Here is a 16,179-nt window from a genome sequence, read left to right as displayed (position 1 = left end):
TGTGAAAACCTCATAATCAAGATAGAGAGTGGCATTCTCGGATGCGTCGCTCTCCGATGAAAGGACGCTCGATGCTGACCCTCAAGGCAGCCGGATTGCTCGACGTCGACACGGGCGAGATCGTCCGCCCGGGAATCCTCCACATCGACGGCGATCGCATCGTCGGCGTGGGCGGGACGCCCGGCAGTGACACAACCGGGACGCCCGGCAGTGACACCGACGGGACGCCCGGCGACGACGTCATCGATCTCGGGGATCTGATCCTCATGCCCGGACTGATGGACATGGAAGTCAACCTGCTCATGGGCGGACGGGGCGAGAAGCCCGTCTACTCGACGGTGCAGGACGATCCGCCGCTGCGCATGCTCCGCGCCGTCGGAAACGCCCGCCGCACGTTGCGTGCAGGATTCACGACCGTCCGCAATCTCGGCCTGTTCGTCAAGACCGGTGGCTATCTTCTCGATGTGGCGCTCGGTAAGGCCATCGACAAGGGCTGGGTGGACGGTCCGCGCATCGTCCCTGCCGGTCACGCCATCACCCCCACCGGCGGACACCTCGATCCGACGATGTTCGCGGCCTTCTCGCCCGGCGTCCTGGACCTGACGATCGAGGAAGGCATCGCGAACGGCGTCGACGAGGTCCGCAAGGCCGTGCGCTACCAGATCAAGCACGGGGCACAGCTCATCAAGGTGTGCGTCTCCGGCGGTGTCATGTCGATGACGGGAGCCGCAGGTGCACAACATTATTCGGACGAAGAACTGCGCGCGATCGTCGACGAGGCACATCGTCGTGGCCTCAAGGTCGCCTCCCACACCCACGGCGCCGAGGCCGTGCGGCACGCGGTGGAAGCCGGGATCGACTGCATCGAGCACGGCTTCCTCATCGACGACGACGCGATCGATCTGATGGTCGAGCGGGGCACCTGGCTCGTGCCCACCACCCGCCTCGCCGACGCGATGGACACCTCACACGCCCCACCGGAGTTGCAGGCCAAGGCCGCCGAGATGTTCCCGAAGGCGCGCACATCGGTACTCGCGGCGTACAAGGCCGGTGTGAAGATCGCGGTCGGAACCGATGCGCCGGCCATCCCGCACGGCAAGAACGCCGACGAGATCGTCGCACTCGTCGATCGCGGGCTTCCTCCCCTCGCGGTGATCCAGGCCGCGACGATCAATGCCGCAGAACTCATCGGCGTGGACGACCGTGGCCGTCTCGCACCGGGTCTACTCGCCGATATCATCGCCGTCCCCGGCGACCCCACCCAAGACATCACCGTCACCCAGAACGTGCGGTTCGTGATGAAAGGCGGAAAGGTCTATGTCCACAACTGACCGTTCGATCACCGACGATCTCGTCGAGATCAACCAGCTGCTCGCGCGCTACGCGGTGAACATGACGAAGAACGACGTCGAGGGCGTCGTCGCCGTGTTCACCCCCGACGGCACCTACAGCGCATTCGGCGACGCGTTCCCGCTCGACCGATTCCCTGAGCTCGTCGCCGCGGCGCCGAAGGGCCTGTTCATGACGGGCACGGCCCTCATCGACATCGACGGCGACGCCGCGACCGGCACCCAGCCGCTGTGCTTCGTCGAGCATTCCACCCACGACATGCGTATCGGTTACTACAACGACACCTACGTCCGCACAGCCGACGGGTGGCGCCTGCGCACGCGCGCGATGACCTTCATCCGCCGCAGCGGAACCCACGACTCCGGTATCCCTCACGCTTTCGAACCGGCATGAAGGTCACCGAATTCCGGGAGGCCGTCCGTGGCTGGCTCGACGAGAACGATCTGACTCCCGGACCGGACCACTCGTTCGACGCCCAGGTCGAGCAACTCGCCCGCGTGCGCCGAGCACTCTACGACGCCGGCTGGATGCGTTACGGCTGGCCCGAGGAGGTCGGTGGACTCGGCGGCGAGGCTGTCCTGCGCGCCGTACTCGGTGAAGAGGTCGCGACACGCGATCTCGCCGAACCGGGCATCTATTCGATGATCGAGGTGCTTGCACCGACCATGATCTCCTATGCGCGACCGGAACTCGCTGCCGAGATGGTGCCGAAGTTGCTTCGCGGCGAGGAACAATGGTGCCAGGGCTTTTCCGAGCCGGGGTCCGGCAGCGACCTCGCGTCGCTGTCCACCCGGGCCGAACTGCGCGGCGACCATTGGGTGATCAACGGCCAGAAGGTCTGGACATCGCTGGCGCAGTTCGCTTCCCGATGCGTTTTGCTCACCCGCACCGCTCCGGGACACAAGGGCATCACCGCCTTCTTCGTCGACATGGACACGCCGGGAATCTCTGTCCGGCCGCTGCGCACGATGCACGGGGTGGACGAGTTCGCGGAGGTGTACTTCGACGATGTCGTCGTCCCGGCCGACCGGATGCTGGGTAATCCCGGGGACGGCTGGAAACTCGCGATGGACCTGTTGCCACACGAACGTTCGACGTGTTTCTGGCACCGGATCGCGTATCTGTTCACCCGGCTCGATCGTCTCGTGGAAGAGACGGATTCGACATCCGACGATGAGCTGGGCGCCGCCTATCTCGCCCTGCACACCGTGCGGTGCCGCTCGCACGCCACCCAGCAGCGACTCGCGGCGGGCACCCCGCTCGGCCCCGAGACGTCGGTCGACAAGATCCTGCTCGCAACCGCGGAGCAGCAGTTGTTCGACACCGCCCGGGATCTGCTTCCCGGAGTGCTCGAATTGTCCGACGTCGAATGGCGGACCGAGTTCCTGTATTCGCGCGCGGCGACGATCTACGGCGGCACCGCCGAGATCCAGCGCAATATCGTCGCGCGCCGGCTTCTCGACCTGGGGGCGGAGTGACGACCTACAGCACTGCACCGGATTCGGATCTCGCGCTGCTCGCAGACGCGTTGCGCCGGACGATGGAGACCACGACCGGCGCCGCGCTCGATGCGGCCCTGACCGAGCTGGGCTGGCACGACATGCTTGCCGAGATGCCCGACGACACCATCCCGATGGTGTTCCGGCTGCTCGGTGAGACCGGCGCCCACGCTCCCGTGATCAACGACGTCGTGCTCGTCGACGCGGGTCGTGAGGCCGGTGGGGTCGTCCCGCTCCCCTACACCGGTGGACGGTGGATCGGATGGGCACGCGAGGACCGGGACACCACCGCTCTCGACGCGGAACTGCCGCTCGCGCCGGTCGCTTCCGGAGATCCGATTCCGCTCGCGGCGGCGCGACGCGCCCTCGGGTGGTGGCTGGTCGGTACGAGCCGGGCGATGCTCGATCTGGCACGCACCCATGCCCTCGACCGCACCCAGTTCGGGAAACCTATCGCCGGTTTCCAGGCGGTGCGGCACCGGCTCGCGGAGACCTATGTGGCAGTCGAGGGGGCGGAGTCGGCATTGCAGGCCGCGACCGACGAACTCGGCTCGCTTCTGGGGAAGGCCGCCGCAGGTCGCGCAGCGATCATCGCGGCCCGTCACTGCCAGCAGGTCCTCGGCGGCATCGGATTCACCGCCGAGCACGATCTGCACCGGCACATCAGGCGTGCCCTGGTGCTCGACGGTCTCCTCGGAAGCTCACGTGAATTGACCCGCGAAGCCGGTGCAATCATCCGGGCCGAGGGCTCGGCCCCGCGCCTGGTCCACCTGTGAGATCAGCCCTCGACGACCACGCGGAACTCGTCGAGGGAGGTGTCGGTGGCGTCGGGAACATTCATCCCGGCGCCCACACCACTGCGGAGGTAATCGACCACCGCCCTGTCGAGTCGTTCTCCCGGCACGACGGCGGGTATGCCCGGCGGGTACGGAGTGAGTTGTTCCGCCGCAATACGGCCGGCTGCCCGGTCGGCGGACACCATCTCGGTCCTACCGAAGAAGGCATCGCGGGGAGAGAGCACGGACTCGAGTTGCAGCTCGCCCGGGCTCGGCAGATCGATCGGCGGGGGCGGGGCGAAGGACTCCGCCGCCTGGGACAGTGCCTCGAGTGATTCGACCAGGCGGTCCGCGGTATCCACGTCGTCGGCCATCGACATCGTGGCGAGGATCCTGCGGTGATCGGTCATGCCGACGTCGAGGCGGCAGTGTTCACGCAGCCAGTCGGAGCACTGATATCCGGATACCCCGAGCTCGTCGACGTCCATGAGAATCTGCAGGCGGTCCAGGTCGTGGGAGGCCTCCTCGCCGAGAAGCCGATCGTCGAGGACGGAGATGCCGTCGATGCCCCCGATTCGCTCCCGGGTGCTCCGAGCCAGCTCGAGCGCTCTTCCGAGCAGTTCGGTTCCGTGCTCGACCATCTGTCTCCGCCACCCGTCGATTGCCGAGTAGATCAGCACGTTCGGACTGGTGGTCATGAGGAGATCGGCGCACGCCGACAGGTGAGCAGCATCGACCAGGTCTCCCTGGACGTGGTAGACCGAGCCCTGCTCGAAGCCGGCGCCCATCTTGTGGACACTCACGACACAGATGTCGGCCCCGGCATCCATCGCCCAGGTGGGCAGTTCGGCGTGGAAGGGTAGATGCGCGCCCCACGCCTCGTCGACGATGAGGGGTTTTCCACGTTCGTGGCAGATCTCGGCAATGCCTGCGATGTCGGCACAGGTCCCGTACGGGCTGGGGCTGACGATCAGCGCCCCTGCGGCGTCGGGGTATTCGTCCCACATCTCGCGGACCTGCCGGGGTGAAGGCGGGTGGGAGAAGTGCATCTCCTCGTCCCACTGCGGGGTGATCCAGCGTGGGGTGACCCCACTGAAGACCAGTCCTGCGACGATCGACTTGTGCGAGTCGCGCCCGAGCAGCAGACCACCCGGATCGTTGCCGGCAACCGCCATCATGGCCGCCTTGACCGACAGGGAGCTTCCGCAGGTGGAGAAGAACGCCTGCTCCGCCCCGACTGCGTCGGCCATGAGTTCTTCGGCTCTGCTCAGGTAACCATTGCGCGAAAGCCGATCGTCGAGACCGCCCGAGGCGAGGACATCCGCTCGGAAGGGATCGTGTCCGAGCACCCTGATGACCCGTTCGTCCGCACCCCGGCCCTGCCGATGTCCCGGAGGGGTGAAGCCGTAGCGGTCGAGTCGGTGATACTGCTCCAGCGCGCTGAGCAACGGGGTTTCCGACTGGTTCATGCCTGTCGGTTACCCCGGCGGCCCGGCGACAATCAGCGCGACCCGTTCTTCGCCGGGTCGGGATGGTTGGAGAACCACAGGCTTTCTTCGGTGAGGCGGCAACTCTTCCAACCGTCGGACGTTCGTACGACCTCGTGGTGATAGTTGCCCCCGCAATAGGTCAGGCCGTCGATGCCGGGGAGTTGCATGGGGTTGTAGAACATCGCCCGCACCGTCGCCCGGTCGCCGTCGAGGTCGACCTCGACATTGGTGATGAAATGCTGCGACATCGGCAGGTACGACAGTGCCTTCTGCAACTGCGCGAGCACTTCGTCCCTCGGCCCGGGTGGATAGCCCACGGAGCTGTAGTCCAGATGGGCATCCTCGGTGAAAACCGACCGCATCTTGTCCCAGTCCTTGGTATCCACGGCCGTCGCGTAGCGGTAGAGGAGTTCGGTGATGGCGTACTTGTCGCACAGTTCGTCAGGCGTCATGGTGCTCCTTCGATTTCGTCCGGAATTTCATTCTTCCAGAAGAGAACCCCCTTTCCAAGATTCGCATTCTGGTGCATGATCCGTATATGGGAAAACTTGATTCTCTCCACGATCTGAGTGGCAAAACCGCTGTCGTAACGGGTGGTTCACGCGGAATCGGTCGCGCGATCGCTCACATCCTCGCCGAACACGGTGCCGACGTCGTCGTCGCCTCTCGCAAGCTCGACGCATGCGAACTCGCTGCGAAGGAAATCGAGGCGACGACCGGCAGCAGGGTACTTCCCGTCGCCTGCCATGTCGGGCAGTGGGACGACTGCAACGCGCTCGTCGACACCACGCTCCACCACTTCGGACGCTTCGACATCCTCGTCAACAACGCCGGAATGTCGCCGCTCTATCAGGATCTCGAGTCGATCAGCGAAGATCTCTACGACAAGACCTTCGGCGTCAATCTCAAGGGTCCGTTCCGTCTCGCCGTTCGCGCCGGTGCGTACATGGCAGAGCACGATGGCGGGTCGATCATCAATATCGGCACCGCCGGCTCACTGACCGCAAGCGTGCGTGAACTCCCCTACGCCTGCGCGAAAGCAGGCCTGAACGCCCTCACCGTGGGACTCGCCGACGCATACGCACCCAAAGTGCGTGTCAACGCGATCCTTCCGGGCCCGTTCCGCACCGACCTGTCGAAGGCATGGGCGCCGCCGGAAGGAGAAGAGGCACCTTTCGTACCGATGCGCCGCATGGGGCGACCGGAGGAGGTCGCGCCGCTGGCCCTTCATCTGGCGAGCGATGCTTCGAGTTTCACCACCGGCGCCATCATCCGCGTCGACGGTGGCGTCACCCGCAAGGTCTGACGAAACGGCGTGGGACCGACCCCGAACTCCGGAGTCGGTCCCACACAATATTTTCCGTGCCTAACGAATGTTGTCCTTCATCTCGTCGAGGTTCATCAGTACCGGCCATCCGCTGACGCTCAGAGCGTTTCCGTGTCCGGTCTGATGGATGTCGAAGACCGACTGGATCGCGGCGTAGAAGCCCTGAACATCGAGCGTCTGATTGACCGCCCTCTTGGCTTGCCGCAGCCCGAAGGGATGCATCTTCGCAATCTGCTCTGCGAGTGCACGCACCTCGGAGTCGAGATCTTCGCGCGGTACGACCCGGTTCACCATGCCCGTCTTCTCGGCTTCCTCCGCGGTGACCGCCCGCCCGGTGAAGAGGATCTCCTTCGCCTTGCGTGGTCCGAGTTCCCAGGTGTGACCGTGGTATTCGACTCCACCGATGCCCATGAGGACCACCGGATCGGAGAACGACGCGTCGTCTGCCGCGACGATGAGATCGCACGGCCAGCACAGCAGGAGTCCGCCGGAGATGCACCTGCCCTGCACGGCCGCGATCGACGGCTTCGGGATGTTGCGCCACCGCAGCGAGTACTCGAGATATCGCCGAGACTCGTTGCGGTAGATCAACTCGAGGGTGATCTTGTCGGGAACCGGCTCACCGCTCCGGAGATCGTGCCCGGCGGAGAAGTGCTTGCCTTCCGCTCGAAGCACGATGACCGAGACTTCGGGATCATCGCCTGCGCGATTCCAGGCTGCGTCGAGTTCGTCGAGGAGAGCGCCGTTCTGAGCGTTGGCGGCCTCGGGACGGTTCAATGTGATCGTCGCGATGCGATCGGCGACCTCGTACCGGATGTACACCGCGTCCTCCTCACCCACGAGGGAGTCCCAGCACTCGCTCGGCGATGATGTTGCGCTGGATCTCCGATGTGCCACCGGCGATGGTGCCGGCGAAGCTCCGGACGAACCTCTCGAACCAGCTCGACGAGAAGTTGTCGAGATTCCACGGGACGTACGCCGACGTCGACGCGGGGTGGACGAGTCCGTCCGGTCCGGCCGCGTCGAGGGCATGCTCGGCGGCCGACTGGACCGCTTCCGACCCGAGAAGCTTGAGCACCGACAGAGCCGGGACATCCTGCTTGCCGAGGGACTCACGGACGAGGGCGGCCGAGCCGAGGAGCTTCAACGCCTGGTGGTCCATCACCAGCGTGGCGTAGCGGTCCCGGTCGATCACCGTGCGGGGCCGGAAGTCCTCGACGAAATCCTGCAAACGGTCGGCGAAGCTGAGCCACAGCAGCGTGCGTTCGTGCCCGAGCGAACCGTTCGCCACTGTCCAGCCACCGTTCAGCTCCCCGATGAGGTTCTCGGCCGGGACGCGCACGTCGGTGAAGAAGACTTCGTTGAAGTCGCGGTCTTCTCCGTCGGCCACCGAGGGGAAGGGGCGCCGGACGACACCGGGTAGGTCGGTCGGGATGAGCAGGACACTGATTCCCTTGTGCTTCGGCGCATCCGGATCTGTTCGGACGAAGGTCAGCAGGACATCGGCGTCGTGCGCACCGGAGGTCCACACCTTTTGCCCGTTGACGACGAAATGGTCGCCGTCGCGCACCGCGCGGGTGCGCAGCGAGGCGAGGTCGGAGCCCGCTCCGGGCTCGCTCATCCCGAGGGCTGCGGTGATCTCCGCGCGCAGGATCGGCACCGCCCAATTTCGCTTCTGCTCGTCGGTGCCGAACGACAACAGTGATGCTGCGATGATGCCGAGACCCTGCGGGTTGAACGAATGGTAGATGCGGCGCTTCGACAGTTCCTCGAGGTGCACGTACTGCTGCAGGATCGTTGCGCCCCGGCCGCCGAACTCGGGCGGATTGCCGGGCAGCAACCAGCCGTGGTCGAACTGGACCCGTTGCCAGCGGCGTGCCCACTCGGGAACGTCGGCACTCGACCGGGCACGGACTGTGGCCTCGGAGGGGTCGGGCAGGTGCTCCTCGAGGAAGGCCACGAACTCGGCGCGGAACTCCTCGACGTCGGAATCAAACGAGAGTTGCACGGTACTCCTCGGCGATCAGTGCCCGGTGCTCCGCGGCGGATCCGAGCATGTGCTCACCCGCGCGGGCACGCTTGAGCGCGAACTGCAGGTCGTTCTCCCATGTGAAGCCCATCGCACCGAACAGCTGTACGCCGCTGCGGAAGACGGTCGATTGACATTCTCCGGCGGCCGCTTTGGCCATGGATGCGGCGAGGCGACGACGCGGATCGTCCTCGGCGATGGTCAGCGCGGCGAAATAGGCAAGTGCACGGGCACGTTCGAGCGCCACGTGCATGTCTGCGGCACGGTGCTTGACCGCCTGGAAAGAGCCGATAGGCACGCCGAACTGCTGACGGTTGCGCACGTGGTCGAGCGCGAGGTCCAGGATGCGGCGACACGCACCGACCATGGTGAGGGCAAGTCCGGTGAGAGCGACGTGCCGCGCCTTCTCGACGTCGATGTCGGTGTCCGGTTCGGTCTCGACGCGCACGTCGTCGAACACCACGTCGGCCAGATGCAGGACGGGATCGAAGCCGGACGTGCGCCGTGTTGCGACCTGATCGGCCCGGACGGTGAACACACCGGCGTCGGTGACGACCGCGATGTCGTCGGCGCGGTCGCCGTCGAGCACCTGATGTGCGGTACCGCGGAGCAACCAGCCGTCCGCATCGCGCACTGCGGAGACTCCCTCGTACACGGCTGCGCCGGCACGGTCGGACTGCGTCCGGCCACCGACGAGCGGCGCATACTGCGTGGTGGTGGCGAGGAAGGGAGTGGGGTCGGTAGCGCGACCGAGTTCTTCCAGGACTATCGCCAGTTCCACGGCGGCCTCGGACTCCACCAGTTCCGTCCATCCCAGACCCGCATAGGTCTTCCACAACGGCGCGGGATCGGCGCCGTTGTCGACGACGGAGCGGACGAGCGTCGACGGACATTCCTTGGCCGTCACTTCCCGGACGGTCTTCTGCCACAGCTGCTGATCGGAGTCGAACTCGAAAAGCATTCCGACTTGCCTCCTTCCTGACGTTGAACCTGGGAACGAAACGAGAATATCATTCTCATTATGAGATAGTAATAGTCTCTACAATGGTCGGGAAATGGGAGGACAGTCCCGCAATCCGGCCTTACTCTCCGGTACAGTGCACCTATGTCCACCCCACGCGACAGAGGGCGATTCCGGCAGTGACGGGCCCTAGCGAAGAACCAGCCTGGAAGCAGCGCGCAGTCGAACGCTCAATTCGGACAGCCAAGTTGCGTGCCGAGCAGCGCGTACAGCGATTCCTCGATGCCGCGCAGGCGATCATCACCGAGAAGGGCAGCACGGACTTCACGGTGCAGGAGGTCGTCGATCGCTCGAAGCAGTCGCTCCGCAGCTTCTACCTGCAGTTCGACGGTAAGCACGAACTGCTGCTCGCCCTGTTCGAGGATGCCCTGAGCCGCTCCGCCGACCAGATCCGCGCTGCCGCGGCCGGCGAGAAGAAGCCGCTCGACCAGCTGCGTGTCGCCGTGGAATTGCTGTTCGAATCGTCGCGTCCCGACCCGACGGCACAGCGACCCCTGTTCACCGATTTCGCACCTCAGCTCCTGCTCACCCACCCAGCGGAGGTGAAGGTCGCGCACGCGCCCATGCTCGCGCTGTTCACCGAGCTGATGGAGAAGGTCCATGCCGAGGGCAGCCTGCGCGAGGGCCTGAACCCGAAGCGGATGGCCGCCATGACAATGCAGACCGTGATGTTCATCGCGCAGTCCAGTGGTGGCGACGACAGCACCACCCGTCCGATCACAGCCGACGAAGTGTGGAACTTCTGCTCGCAGGGGTTCGCCGCAGCCTGATCCCCGACCGCATGAGAATTACATTCTCAAATCGGAGTAGTTCGCTTACACTCGGCCTGTGACCGAGTTGTGGAACGACCTCCTCTCATGCCTCGACCTGCATTCACGCTCCGCGGACGAGGAGCGTCCGGAGTCGGTGGTCTTCGAAGGCAGCAATCAGCACCTCGAATACCACCGGCTCTTCGGCGGCCAGTTGCTCGGGCAGTTCGTCCGGGCGGCCGAACTCACCTGCCCTGAAAAAAGCATCAAGTCCCTGCACACCGTCTTCGCTCGTGAAGGACGTGCGGACGAACCGGTCCGCTACGAGATCACCCGGCTGCACGAAGGCCGGAGCTTCGCCACCCTGACGGCCGTGGCTCGCCAGTCGAAGGGTGTGCTCGCCACCGCCTCGGTGTCCCTGCACGCCGACGAGGGCGGACCGGAGGTGCAGACCGTGCCGGACGTACCGCCGGTGTTCGACGAGAGCGCACGGACCGCGTTCACGCTGATCCCTTGGGAGACCCGTACGACGACCGACCTCGAGAACCGAGGGGTCTCGGCCCCCGAGTTCGAGATGTGGATGCGCACACCCGAGGTCGACGAGGTGTACGCGCCTGCGCTCGCCGCATACGCGACCGATCTCAACCTCATCGGCACCGCCCTGCTCGCCGTCGACGGTTTCGACCACACCGGCAACGGAACCGCGTTCACGTCGGCAGTGACCTCGCACAATCTGTGGTTCCATCGTCCGTTCCGCAGCGACGACTGGTTGTTGCTCCGGCAGCACAGTCCACTCGTCGCACGCGGACGATGCTTCGGCCGCGGCGATCTTCTGACCGAGAATGGTTCTCTTGTCGCCTCTTTCGCGCAGGAAGCACTGCTGCGCCTGCCCTGAGATTCTTCTTCCCGCGAACACCGACCGAGATCGAGGCGTCATGCAAGGACAGTCCGCCCCAGCCAACGCCGTCGCCGGCACTTCGACGTCCCGCCCTCTCCGGGTGGTCCAATGGGCGACCGGGACGATCGGCACACGCGCGATGCGCGCGGTGATCGATCACCCATCGCTCGAGCTCGTCGGCGTGTTCGTGCACAGCACCGACAAGGCCGGCCAGGACGCCGGCGTACTGTGCGGGCGCGATCCTGTCGGCGTGCGCGCCACCGGCAGCATCGACGAGATCATCGGACTCGGAGCGGACTGCGTGCTGTACATGCCGCTGTTGTTCGACCTCGATGAAGTGTGCCGAATCCTCGCGTCCGGCACGAACATCGTCACCACCCGCGGTGAGTTCCATCGCCCGGCAGGAATGGATCCGGTGGTGCGCGAAGCGGTGGAGGCAGCGTGCACCCTCGGCGGTACGTCGATCCACAGCACCGGCAGCAGTCCCGGTTTCGTCACCGAGGCCGTTCCCCTCGTGCTGGCCTCCATCCAGCGGAGAATGGATCACCTCGCGATCGACGAGTACGCCGATCTCTCCCAGCGGAACTCCCCTGGGATCCTGTTCGACGTCATGGGATTCGGTGGTGCGGCGCGCGATTTCGAGGACGTCCGTCTTGCCCATGTGGAATCGAACTTCGGGCCGTCGCTGGCCGCGCTGGCCGACGCACTCGGCCTGACCCTCGACGCCATCAGGACCACGGGCGAACTCGCCACGGCACGTTCGACCGTCACCATCGCCGCCGGCACCATCGAGGCGGGAACGGTCGCCGCGCAACGCATCACGGTTTCCGGAATCCGAGACGGCCGCGAGTTGATGCGCTTCCGTCCCACCTGGTACTGCACCGATCAACTCGATGCCGACTGGGATCTGCACGCCACCGGTTGGCACATCGCCGTCGACGGCGACGCACCCCTCGACATCGACATGCGCTTTCCCATCCCGCTCGAGCGGATGAGCGAGATATCACCGTCCTACACCGCCAACCGCGCCGTGAATTCGATCGCAGCGGTGTGTGAGGCTCGCCCCGGAATCCGTACGACGGTCGAATTGCCGCTCGTCGTCCCTGTTCTGGCCTGATACCGGGGCAGCTCGGTCAGCCCGCGCTGTCACTTCCTTCGTCGTGGCGACGCTGCTCCTGTGCAAGTCGTCGCTGCTCCTCGACACGCGCGCGGAAGCGCCGCTGGAAATCCTCGTCGTTCTCCGGGGCGAGGACGGGGCGGGAAGGGCGCGGGTACTGGGGCGTGGACTTCGACGACAAGATATCGACGACGCCCTGAGGCCGCCCGAGGACCAGCCAGAGCAAGGAGCCGATCAGCGGCAAGAGCAGAACGATCATCAGCCACAACAACTTGGGCAGGTGCCGGACCCGATGCTCGTCGGAACAGATGACGTCGACGAGGCAGCCCACCCAGAGCACTGTCACGATCAATCCGAGATATGGCACTACCGAAAGCTAGCAGGCTCTAGGTAAACCTGACAGTACCGCTGGTCGGCCTCTCGGCCTGCGAACTTCGTTCTTACCCTGCGACCTTCTCTCCGTTCGTCTCGCCGAGCAGGCGCGCAGCCGCCGAATAGGGATCGTCACGGCCCTCCGCGACAGCCTTCGCCAGCGCGTCGAGTTCGGTGTGGTTGCGCAACAGGGTATGTGCCAGCGACAGGATCTGGCTGCGCGCACGCGCGGTTCTGCGCTCGATCGTGTCGGCCCGCTGGTGCGCTTCGATCGCGTCGACGAGGTCGTCGATACCCTCGCCGGTCGCAGCGACGAGTTTGAGGATCGGGACCTTCACGTCGCCGCGGAGGTCGCGCACGGTCTGATCCGCCCCCTCCCGGTCGGCCTTGTTGACGACGACGAGATCCGCGACTTCGAGCAGACCTGCCTTCGCCGCCTGAACGGCGTCACCTCCACCGGGGTTGAGGATCACGACGGTCGGCTCTGCGACCGAGGCGATCTCGATCTCGGACTGTCCCACACCAACGGATTCGAGCAGGATCACGTCGTAACCGAGCGCCGAGAGAAGCCGGATCGACGCCGGAACAGCCGCCGCGAGACCGCCGAGATGCCCGCGGGAAGCGACCGAGCGGACGAACACGCCCGAGTCGCCGACGTGCGCGGCCATACGGATTCGGTCGCCGAGCAGCGCACCGCCGCTGTACGGGGACGACGGGTCCACGGCCAACACCGCGACCCGCAATCCACGTCGGCGGTAGGCAGTGGTGAGCACACCGACAGTGGTGGACTTGCCGGCACCGGGCGGGCCGGTGATCCCGACGACGCGGGCGCACGCCGGCGCGAGCATCGCGAGCACCTCGTCACGGCGCGGGCCCTCGACCAGAGTCAGCAACCTGCCGGCGGCACGCGGGGAGCCCCCGCGTGCCGCCTCGATCAGTTCACCGATGTTCACGGCGTATCCCGGTTCACGATGCGGGCACCTCGATCACGACAGCCGAACCGATGCCACCACCCGCGCACATCGACGCGACACCGATGCCGCCACCGCGCCGACCCAGTTCGTGGGTGAGGGTGACGAGCATGCGCGCACCGGTTGCGGCGACCGGATGGCCGAGCGAGCAGCCGCTGCCATTGACGTTGACCTTCTCGGGGTCGATCTCGAGCAGCTTGATGCACGCGACGCACTGCGCTGCGAACGCCTCGTTGATCTCGAACAGGTCGACATCGCCGATGGACAATCCGGCCCGCTGCAGGGCTTTCGGGATCGCCTCGACGGGAGCGAGTCCGGTGATCGCCGGATCGACACCCACCGACGCCCACGACAACACCTTGCCGAGCGCGGGCAGGCCGAGATCGCTGCTCGCGATGGCCAGTGCGGCGGCGGCATCGTTGCCTCCGCAGGCATTGCCGGCGGTGATGCTGAAGCCCTCGATCTCCGGGTGCAGCACCTTCAAGGATGCGAGCTTCTCGAGGCTCGTCTCTCGGCGGGGATGCTCGTCGGTGTCGAAGAGGCCGTGCGGGGTGTCGATCGGGACGATCTCTTCTTTGAAGCGGCCCTCGTCGATGGCACGGATCGCGACCTGATGCGAACGCAACGCCCAGGCGTCCATCTCTTCCCGGCTGACGCCGGCCTTCACCGCGGCGTTCCAGCCGACGGTGATGGACATATCGCGGTTGGGAGCATCGGGGCGATCGGGATGGCTGGGCGACATCCACGGCACCCAATCCTCGCCCTCGCGCCTCAGCGACCGCGGCGAGGTGGACGCGGAGTTCACGCCACCGGCGATCACGATGCGGTCCATGCCGGAGCGGATACTCGCGGCGGCGGACTGCACGGTCGACAGGCTCGCCGCGCAGTGCCGGTTCTGCGCGAGACCGGGCACGTGGGTCAGTCCGGCGGTGAGCGCGGCATGACGGGCGATCACACCGCCGCCGTACAGGCCCTCACCGAGGATCACGTCGTCGATGAGGCTCGCGTCGAGATCCTCGGCGGTCGCGGCGACGATGTGGTGCGCGAGAGCGAACGCGTCGGTGTCGCGCAGCGTGCCCTTGACGGCGGTGCCGATCGGGGTGCGCAGAGCGGAAACGATCACGGCATCAGGCATGGGTGGCCTCCAGTTCGGCGAGAAGTGTGCGACGCAAGAGCTTTCCGGTCTCGGTCTTGGGAAGTTCGTCACGGAAGACGATGTTGTCGGGGGTCTTGGACGAGCGCAGCCGTTCCTTGACCCACTGGCGGATCTCGTCCGGATCGCCGTCACCGACGAGGACCGCGACGATGCGCTGTCCCCATTCGGCATCGGACACACCGACCACGGCAGCTTCGGTGATGCCCGGATGGGCCAGCAGGACGTCCTCGATCTCGGCGGGAGCGATGTTCTCCCCACCTCGGATGATCGTGTCGTCGGACCGCCCCTCGACGTACAGATAACCGTCGGCGTCGAGCCGGCCGAGATCGCGGGTGGAGAACCAGCCCTCGGCGTCGAGGACACTCCGGTTGCCGTATTCGCCCGAGATCTGTTCACCGCGCACGTAGATCAGGCCTGTCTCGCCGGCCGGAACAGGTTCGCCTTGCTCGGAACGGATCTCGATCTCGATGCCGGGAAGCGGGCGGCCCACCGAACCGAGACGATCGCGGACGGCCGGATCGTCGGAGGCGAAGGCCGTGCGGTGGTCGTCGGGTCCGAGAACGGCTACGGACGAGGCGGTTTCGGTCAAACCGTAGGCGTTGACGAATCCCGTGTCCGGGAAGGCCCGCAGCGCATGTTCGAGGACGGGTCGCGGCGTGCGCGATCCGCCGTAGGCGAGACTCGCCAGCGTCGGTGTGTCGGCCTCGTCGTCGCCGAGGACGGTCACGATCCGGGCGAGCATCGTCGGGACGAGCATCGCGTGGGTGACGCGTTCGCGGCGCACCGTCTCGAGCCACACCTGGGGGTCGAAGGCCGGCAGGTACACAACCCGGCGTCCGGTGTAGAAGTTCGACAGCAGGTTGGTCAGACCGGCGATGTGATACGGCGGAACCGACACCAGCGACGCGTCGGTCTCCGCCGCCGAACCGAATTCCATCGTGTTGAGCACGTAGGCGAGCAGGTGCCGGTGTCGCAGGATCGCGGGCTTCGGGTCCGAGGTGGTGCCGCTCGTGTAGATGATCGCGGCGACCTTGTCGCCGTCCCACTGCGGTTCGAGCGGGGGTTCGGGCTCACCGGCGTCGTAGGAATCGTCGACGAGGGCGTCGAGGTCTTCCTGCTCGAGCACGAGCGCGCCGGGGTGCTTGTCCTTCAGCGCGCTCAGCTGCTGCTCGCCGAGTCGGTAGTTGAGCGGCACGAAGGGCACACCGGCGAGCGACGCGCCGAACAGTGCCACGGGGTACGCGAGGTGGTTGGACCCCAGGTACAGCACCGCCGGATGATTCCGGAACTGCGCGGCAGCACGACGCGCGAGCGCGTCGAGTCCCGCAGCGGTGAGCGTCCGGTTCCCGACGGTCGCAACTGCTCGCTCGCCGGTGCTTGCGGCCATTTCTAGAATCATGCTTAGGTTCATGAGAACATTATTC

At 65.9% G+C, this 16,179-nt stretch carries 17 protein-coding genes; 8 read left to right on the top strand and 9 right to left on the bottom strand.

Annotated features, from left to right (window positions below; genetic code table 11):
- The first annotated feature begins 71 nt into the window (after positions 1 to 71).
- From ABZ789_RS09275 to ABZ789_RS09260, 4 genes are all read left to right on the top strand, one after another.
- Positions 72 to 1,331, top strand: a complete 1,260-nt coding sequence (locus ABZ789_RS09275) for an amidohydrolase family protein (protein WP_358422290.1) — start codon at positions 72 to 74, stop codon at positions 1,329 to 1,331.
- The gene (locus tag ABZ789_RS09270) at positions 1,318 to 1,743 is read left to right on the top strand and encodes a nuclear transport factor 2 family protein (protein WP_358422287.1); all 426 of its coding nucleotides are present in this window, start codon (positions 1,318 to 1,320) and stop codon (positions 1,741 to 1,743) included. Before ABZ789_RS09275 ends, ABZ789_RS09270 begins: the two co-directional genes overlap by 14 nt.
- Positions 1,740 to 2,828: an acyl-CoA dehydrogenase family protein gene (locus ABZ789_RS09265; protein WP_358422284.1), complete on the top strand. Its 1,089-nt coding sequence runs from the start codon at positions 1,740 to 1,742 to the stop codon at positions 2,826 to 2,828. The genes ABZ789_RS09270 and ABZ789_RS09265 overlap by 4 nt, the downstream gene beginning before the upstream one ends.
- Positions 2,829 to 2,890: 62 nt before the next feature.
- Positions 2,891 to 3,625, top strand: a complete 735-nt coding sequence (locus ABZ789_RS09260; protein WP_358423112.1) for an acyl-CoA dehydrogenase family protein — start codon at positions 2,891 to 2,893, stop codon at positions 3,623 to 3,625.
- Positions 3,626 to 3,627: 2 nt separating this feature from the next.
- On the opposite strand, the gene ABZ789_RS09255 is transcribed toward ABZ789_RS09260, so the two are convergent.
- Together ABZ789_RS09255 and ABZ789_RS09250 are read right to left on the bottom strand one after the other, a co-directional pair.
- Positions 3,628 to 5,094 (bottom strand): ornithine decarboxylase, encoded by a 1,467-nt coding sequence (locus ABZ789_RS09255; RefSeq protein ID WP_358422281.1) that lies wholly within the window; start codon positions 5,092 to 5,094, stop codon positions 3,628 to 3,630.
- Between the two features lie 32 nt (positions 5,095 to 5,126).
- Complete coding sequence (locus ABZ789_RS09250; protein ID WP_358422278.1) at positions 5,127 to 5,567, bottom strand: nuclear transport factor 2 family protein; 441 nt, start codon at positions 5,565 to 5,567, stop codon at positions 5,127 to 5,129.
- Positions 5,568 to 5,653: 86 nt separating this feature from the next.
- On the opposite strand from ABZ789_RS09250, the gene ABZ789_RS09245 reads away from it, so the two are divergent.
- The gene (locus tag ABZ789_RS09245; protein ID WP_358422275.1) at positions 5,654 to 6,421 is read left to right on the top strand and encodes an SDR family oxidoreductase; all 768 of its coding nucleotides are present in this window, start codon (positions 5,654 to 5,656) and stop codon (positions 6,419 to 6,421) included.
- 60 nt (positions 6,422 to 6,481) lie between these two features.
- On the opposite strand, the gene ABZ789_RS09240 is transcribed toward ABZ789_RS09245, so the two are convergent.
- The 3 genes from ABZ789_RS09240 to ABZ789_RS09230 are packed head-to-tail and all read right to left on the bottom strand — an operon-like array spanning position 6,482 to position 9,432.
- Positions 6,482 to 7,264, bottom strand: coding sequence for an enoyl-CoA hydratase (locus ABZ789_RS09240; RefSeq protein WP_358423109.1), 783 nt, complete (start codon positions 7,262 to 7,264; stop codon positions 6,482 to 6,484).
- Between the two features lie 10 nt (positions 7,265 to 7,274).
- Complete coding sequence (locus ABZ789_RS09235; RefSeq protein ID WP_358422272.1) at positions 7,275 to 8,450, bottom strand: acyl-CoA dehydrogenase family protein; 1,176 nt, start codon at positions 8,448 to 8,450, stop codon at positions 7,275 to 7,277.
- Positions 8,434 to 9,432 carry an acyl-CoA dehydrogenase family protein gene (locus ABZ789_RS09230; RefSeq protein ID WP_358422269.1) on the bottom strand — a complete coding sequence of 333 codons (999 nt, stop codon included), beginning with the start codon at positions 9,430 to 9,432 and terminating at the stop codon, positions 8,434 to 8,436. Before ABZ789_RS09230 ends, ABZ789_RS09235 begins: the two co-directional genes overlap by 17 nt.
- 179 nt (positions 9,433 to 9,611) lie before the next feature.
- On the opposite strand from ABZ789_RS09230, the gene ABZ789_RS09225 reads away from it, so the two are divergent.
- From ABZ789_RS09225 to ABZ789_RS09215, 3 genes are read left to right on the top strand one after another with little or no spacing between them, the layout of a single operon-like run.
- Complete coding sequence (locus ABZ789_RS09225; protein ID WP_358422266.1) at positions 9,612 to 10,262, top strand: TetR/AcrR family transcriptional regulator; 651 nt, start codon at positions 9,612 to 9,614, stop codon at positions 10,260 to 10,262.
- 58 nt (positions 10,263 to 10,320) lie between these two features.
- The gene (locus tag ABZ789_RS09220; protein WP_358422263.1) at positions 10,321 to 11,136 is read left to right on the top strand and encodes an acyl-CoA thioesterase domain-containing protein; all 816 of its coding nucleotides are present in this window, start codon (positions 10,321 to 10,323) and stop codon (positions 11,134 to 11,136) included.
- A gap of 40 nt (positions 11,137 to 11,176) precedes the next feature.
- Complete coding sequence (locus ABZ789_RS09215; protein WP_358422260.1) at positions 11,177 to 12,256, top strand: dihydrodipicolinate reductase; 1,080 nt, start codon at positions 11,177 to 11,179, stop codon at positions 12,254 to 12,256.
- A gap of 16 nt (positions 12,257 to 12,272) precedes the next feature.
- On the opposite strand, the gene ABZ789_RS09210 is transcribed toward ABZ789_RS09215, so the two are convergent.
- The 4 genes from ABZ789_RS09210 to ABZ789_RS09195 all read right to left on the bottom strand — a co-directional run bounded on the left by ABZ789_RS09210 (position 12,273) and on the right by ABZ789_RS09195 (position 16,166).
- Complete coding sequence (locus ABZ789_RS09210; RefSeq protein ID WP_358422258.1) at positions 12,273 to 12,602, bottom strand: PLDc N-terminal domain-containing protein; 330 nt, start codon at positions 12,600 to 12,602, stop codon at positions 12,273 to 12,275.
- A gap of 94 nt (positions 12,603 to 12,696) precedes the next feature.
- A complete protein-coding gene (gene meaB, locus ABZ789_RS09205; RefSeq protein ID WP_358422255.1) occupies positions 12,697 to 13,581 on the bottom strand; it encodes a methylmalonyl Co-A mutase-associated GTPase MeaB in 885 nt (294 codons plus the stop codon).
- A gap of 13 nt (positions 13,582 to 13,594) precedes the next feature.
- Positions 13,595 to 14,734, bottom strand: coding sequence for a thiolase family protein (locus ABZ789_RS09200; RefSeq protein ID WP_358422252.1), 1,140 nt, complete (start codon positions 14,732 to 14,734; stop codon positions 13,595 to 13,597).
- Positions 14,727 to 16,166, bottom strand: coding sequence for a fatty acid--CoA ligase family protein (locus tag ABZ789_RS09195; RefSeq protein ID WP_358422249.1), 1,440 nt, complete (start codon positions 16,164 to 16,166; stop codon positions 14,727 to 14,729). The genes ABZ789_RS09200 and ABZ789_RS09195 overlap by 8 nt, the downstream gene beginning before the upstream one ends.
- Between the last annotated feature and the right edge of the window lie 13 nt (positions 16,167 to 16,179).

It is taken from the genome of Rhodococcus sp. NPDC047139 (genome assembly GCF_040643435.1).
Taxonomy (GTDB): domain Bacteria; phylum Actinomycetota; class Actinomycetes; order Mycobacteriales; family Mycobacteriaceae; genus Rhodococcus.
The sequence above is the reverse complement of the archived record's forward strand: the minus strand, read 5'-3'. Positions and strand labels throughout refer to the sequence as shown.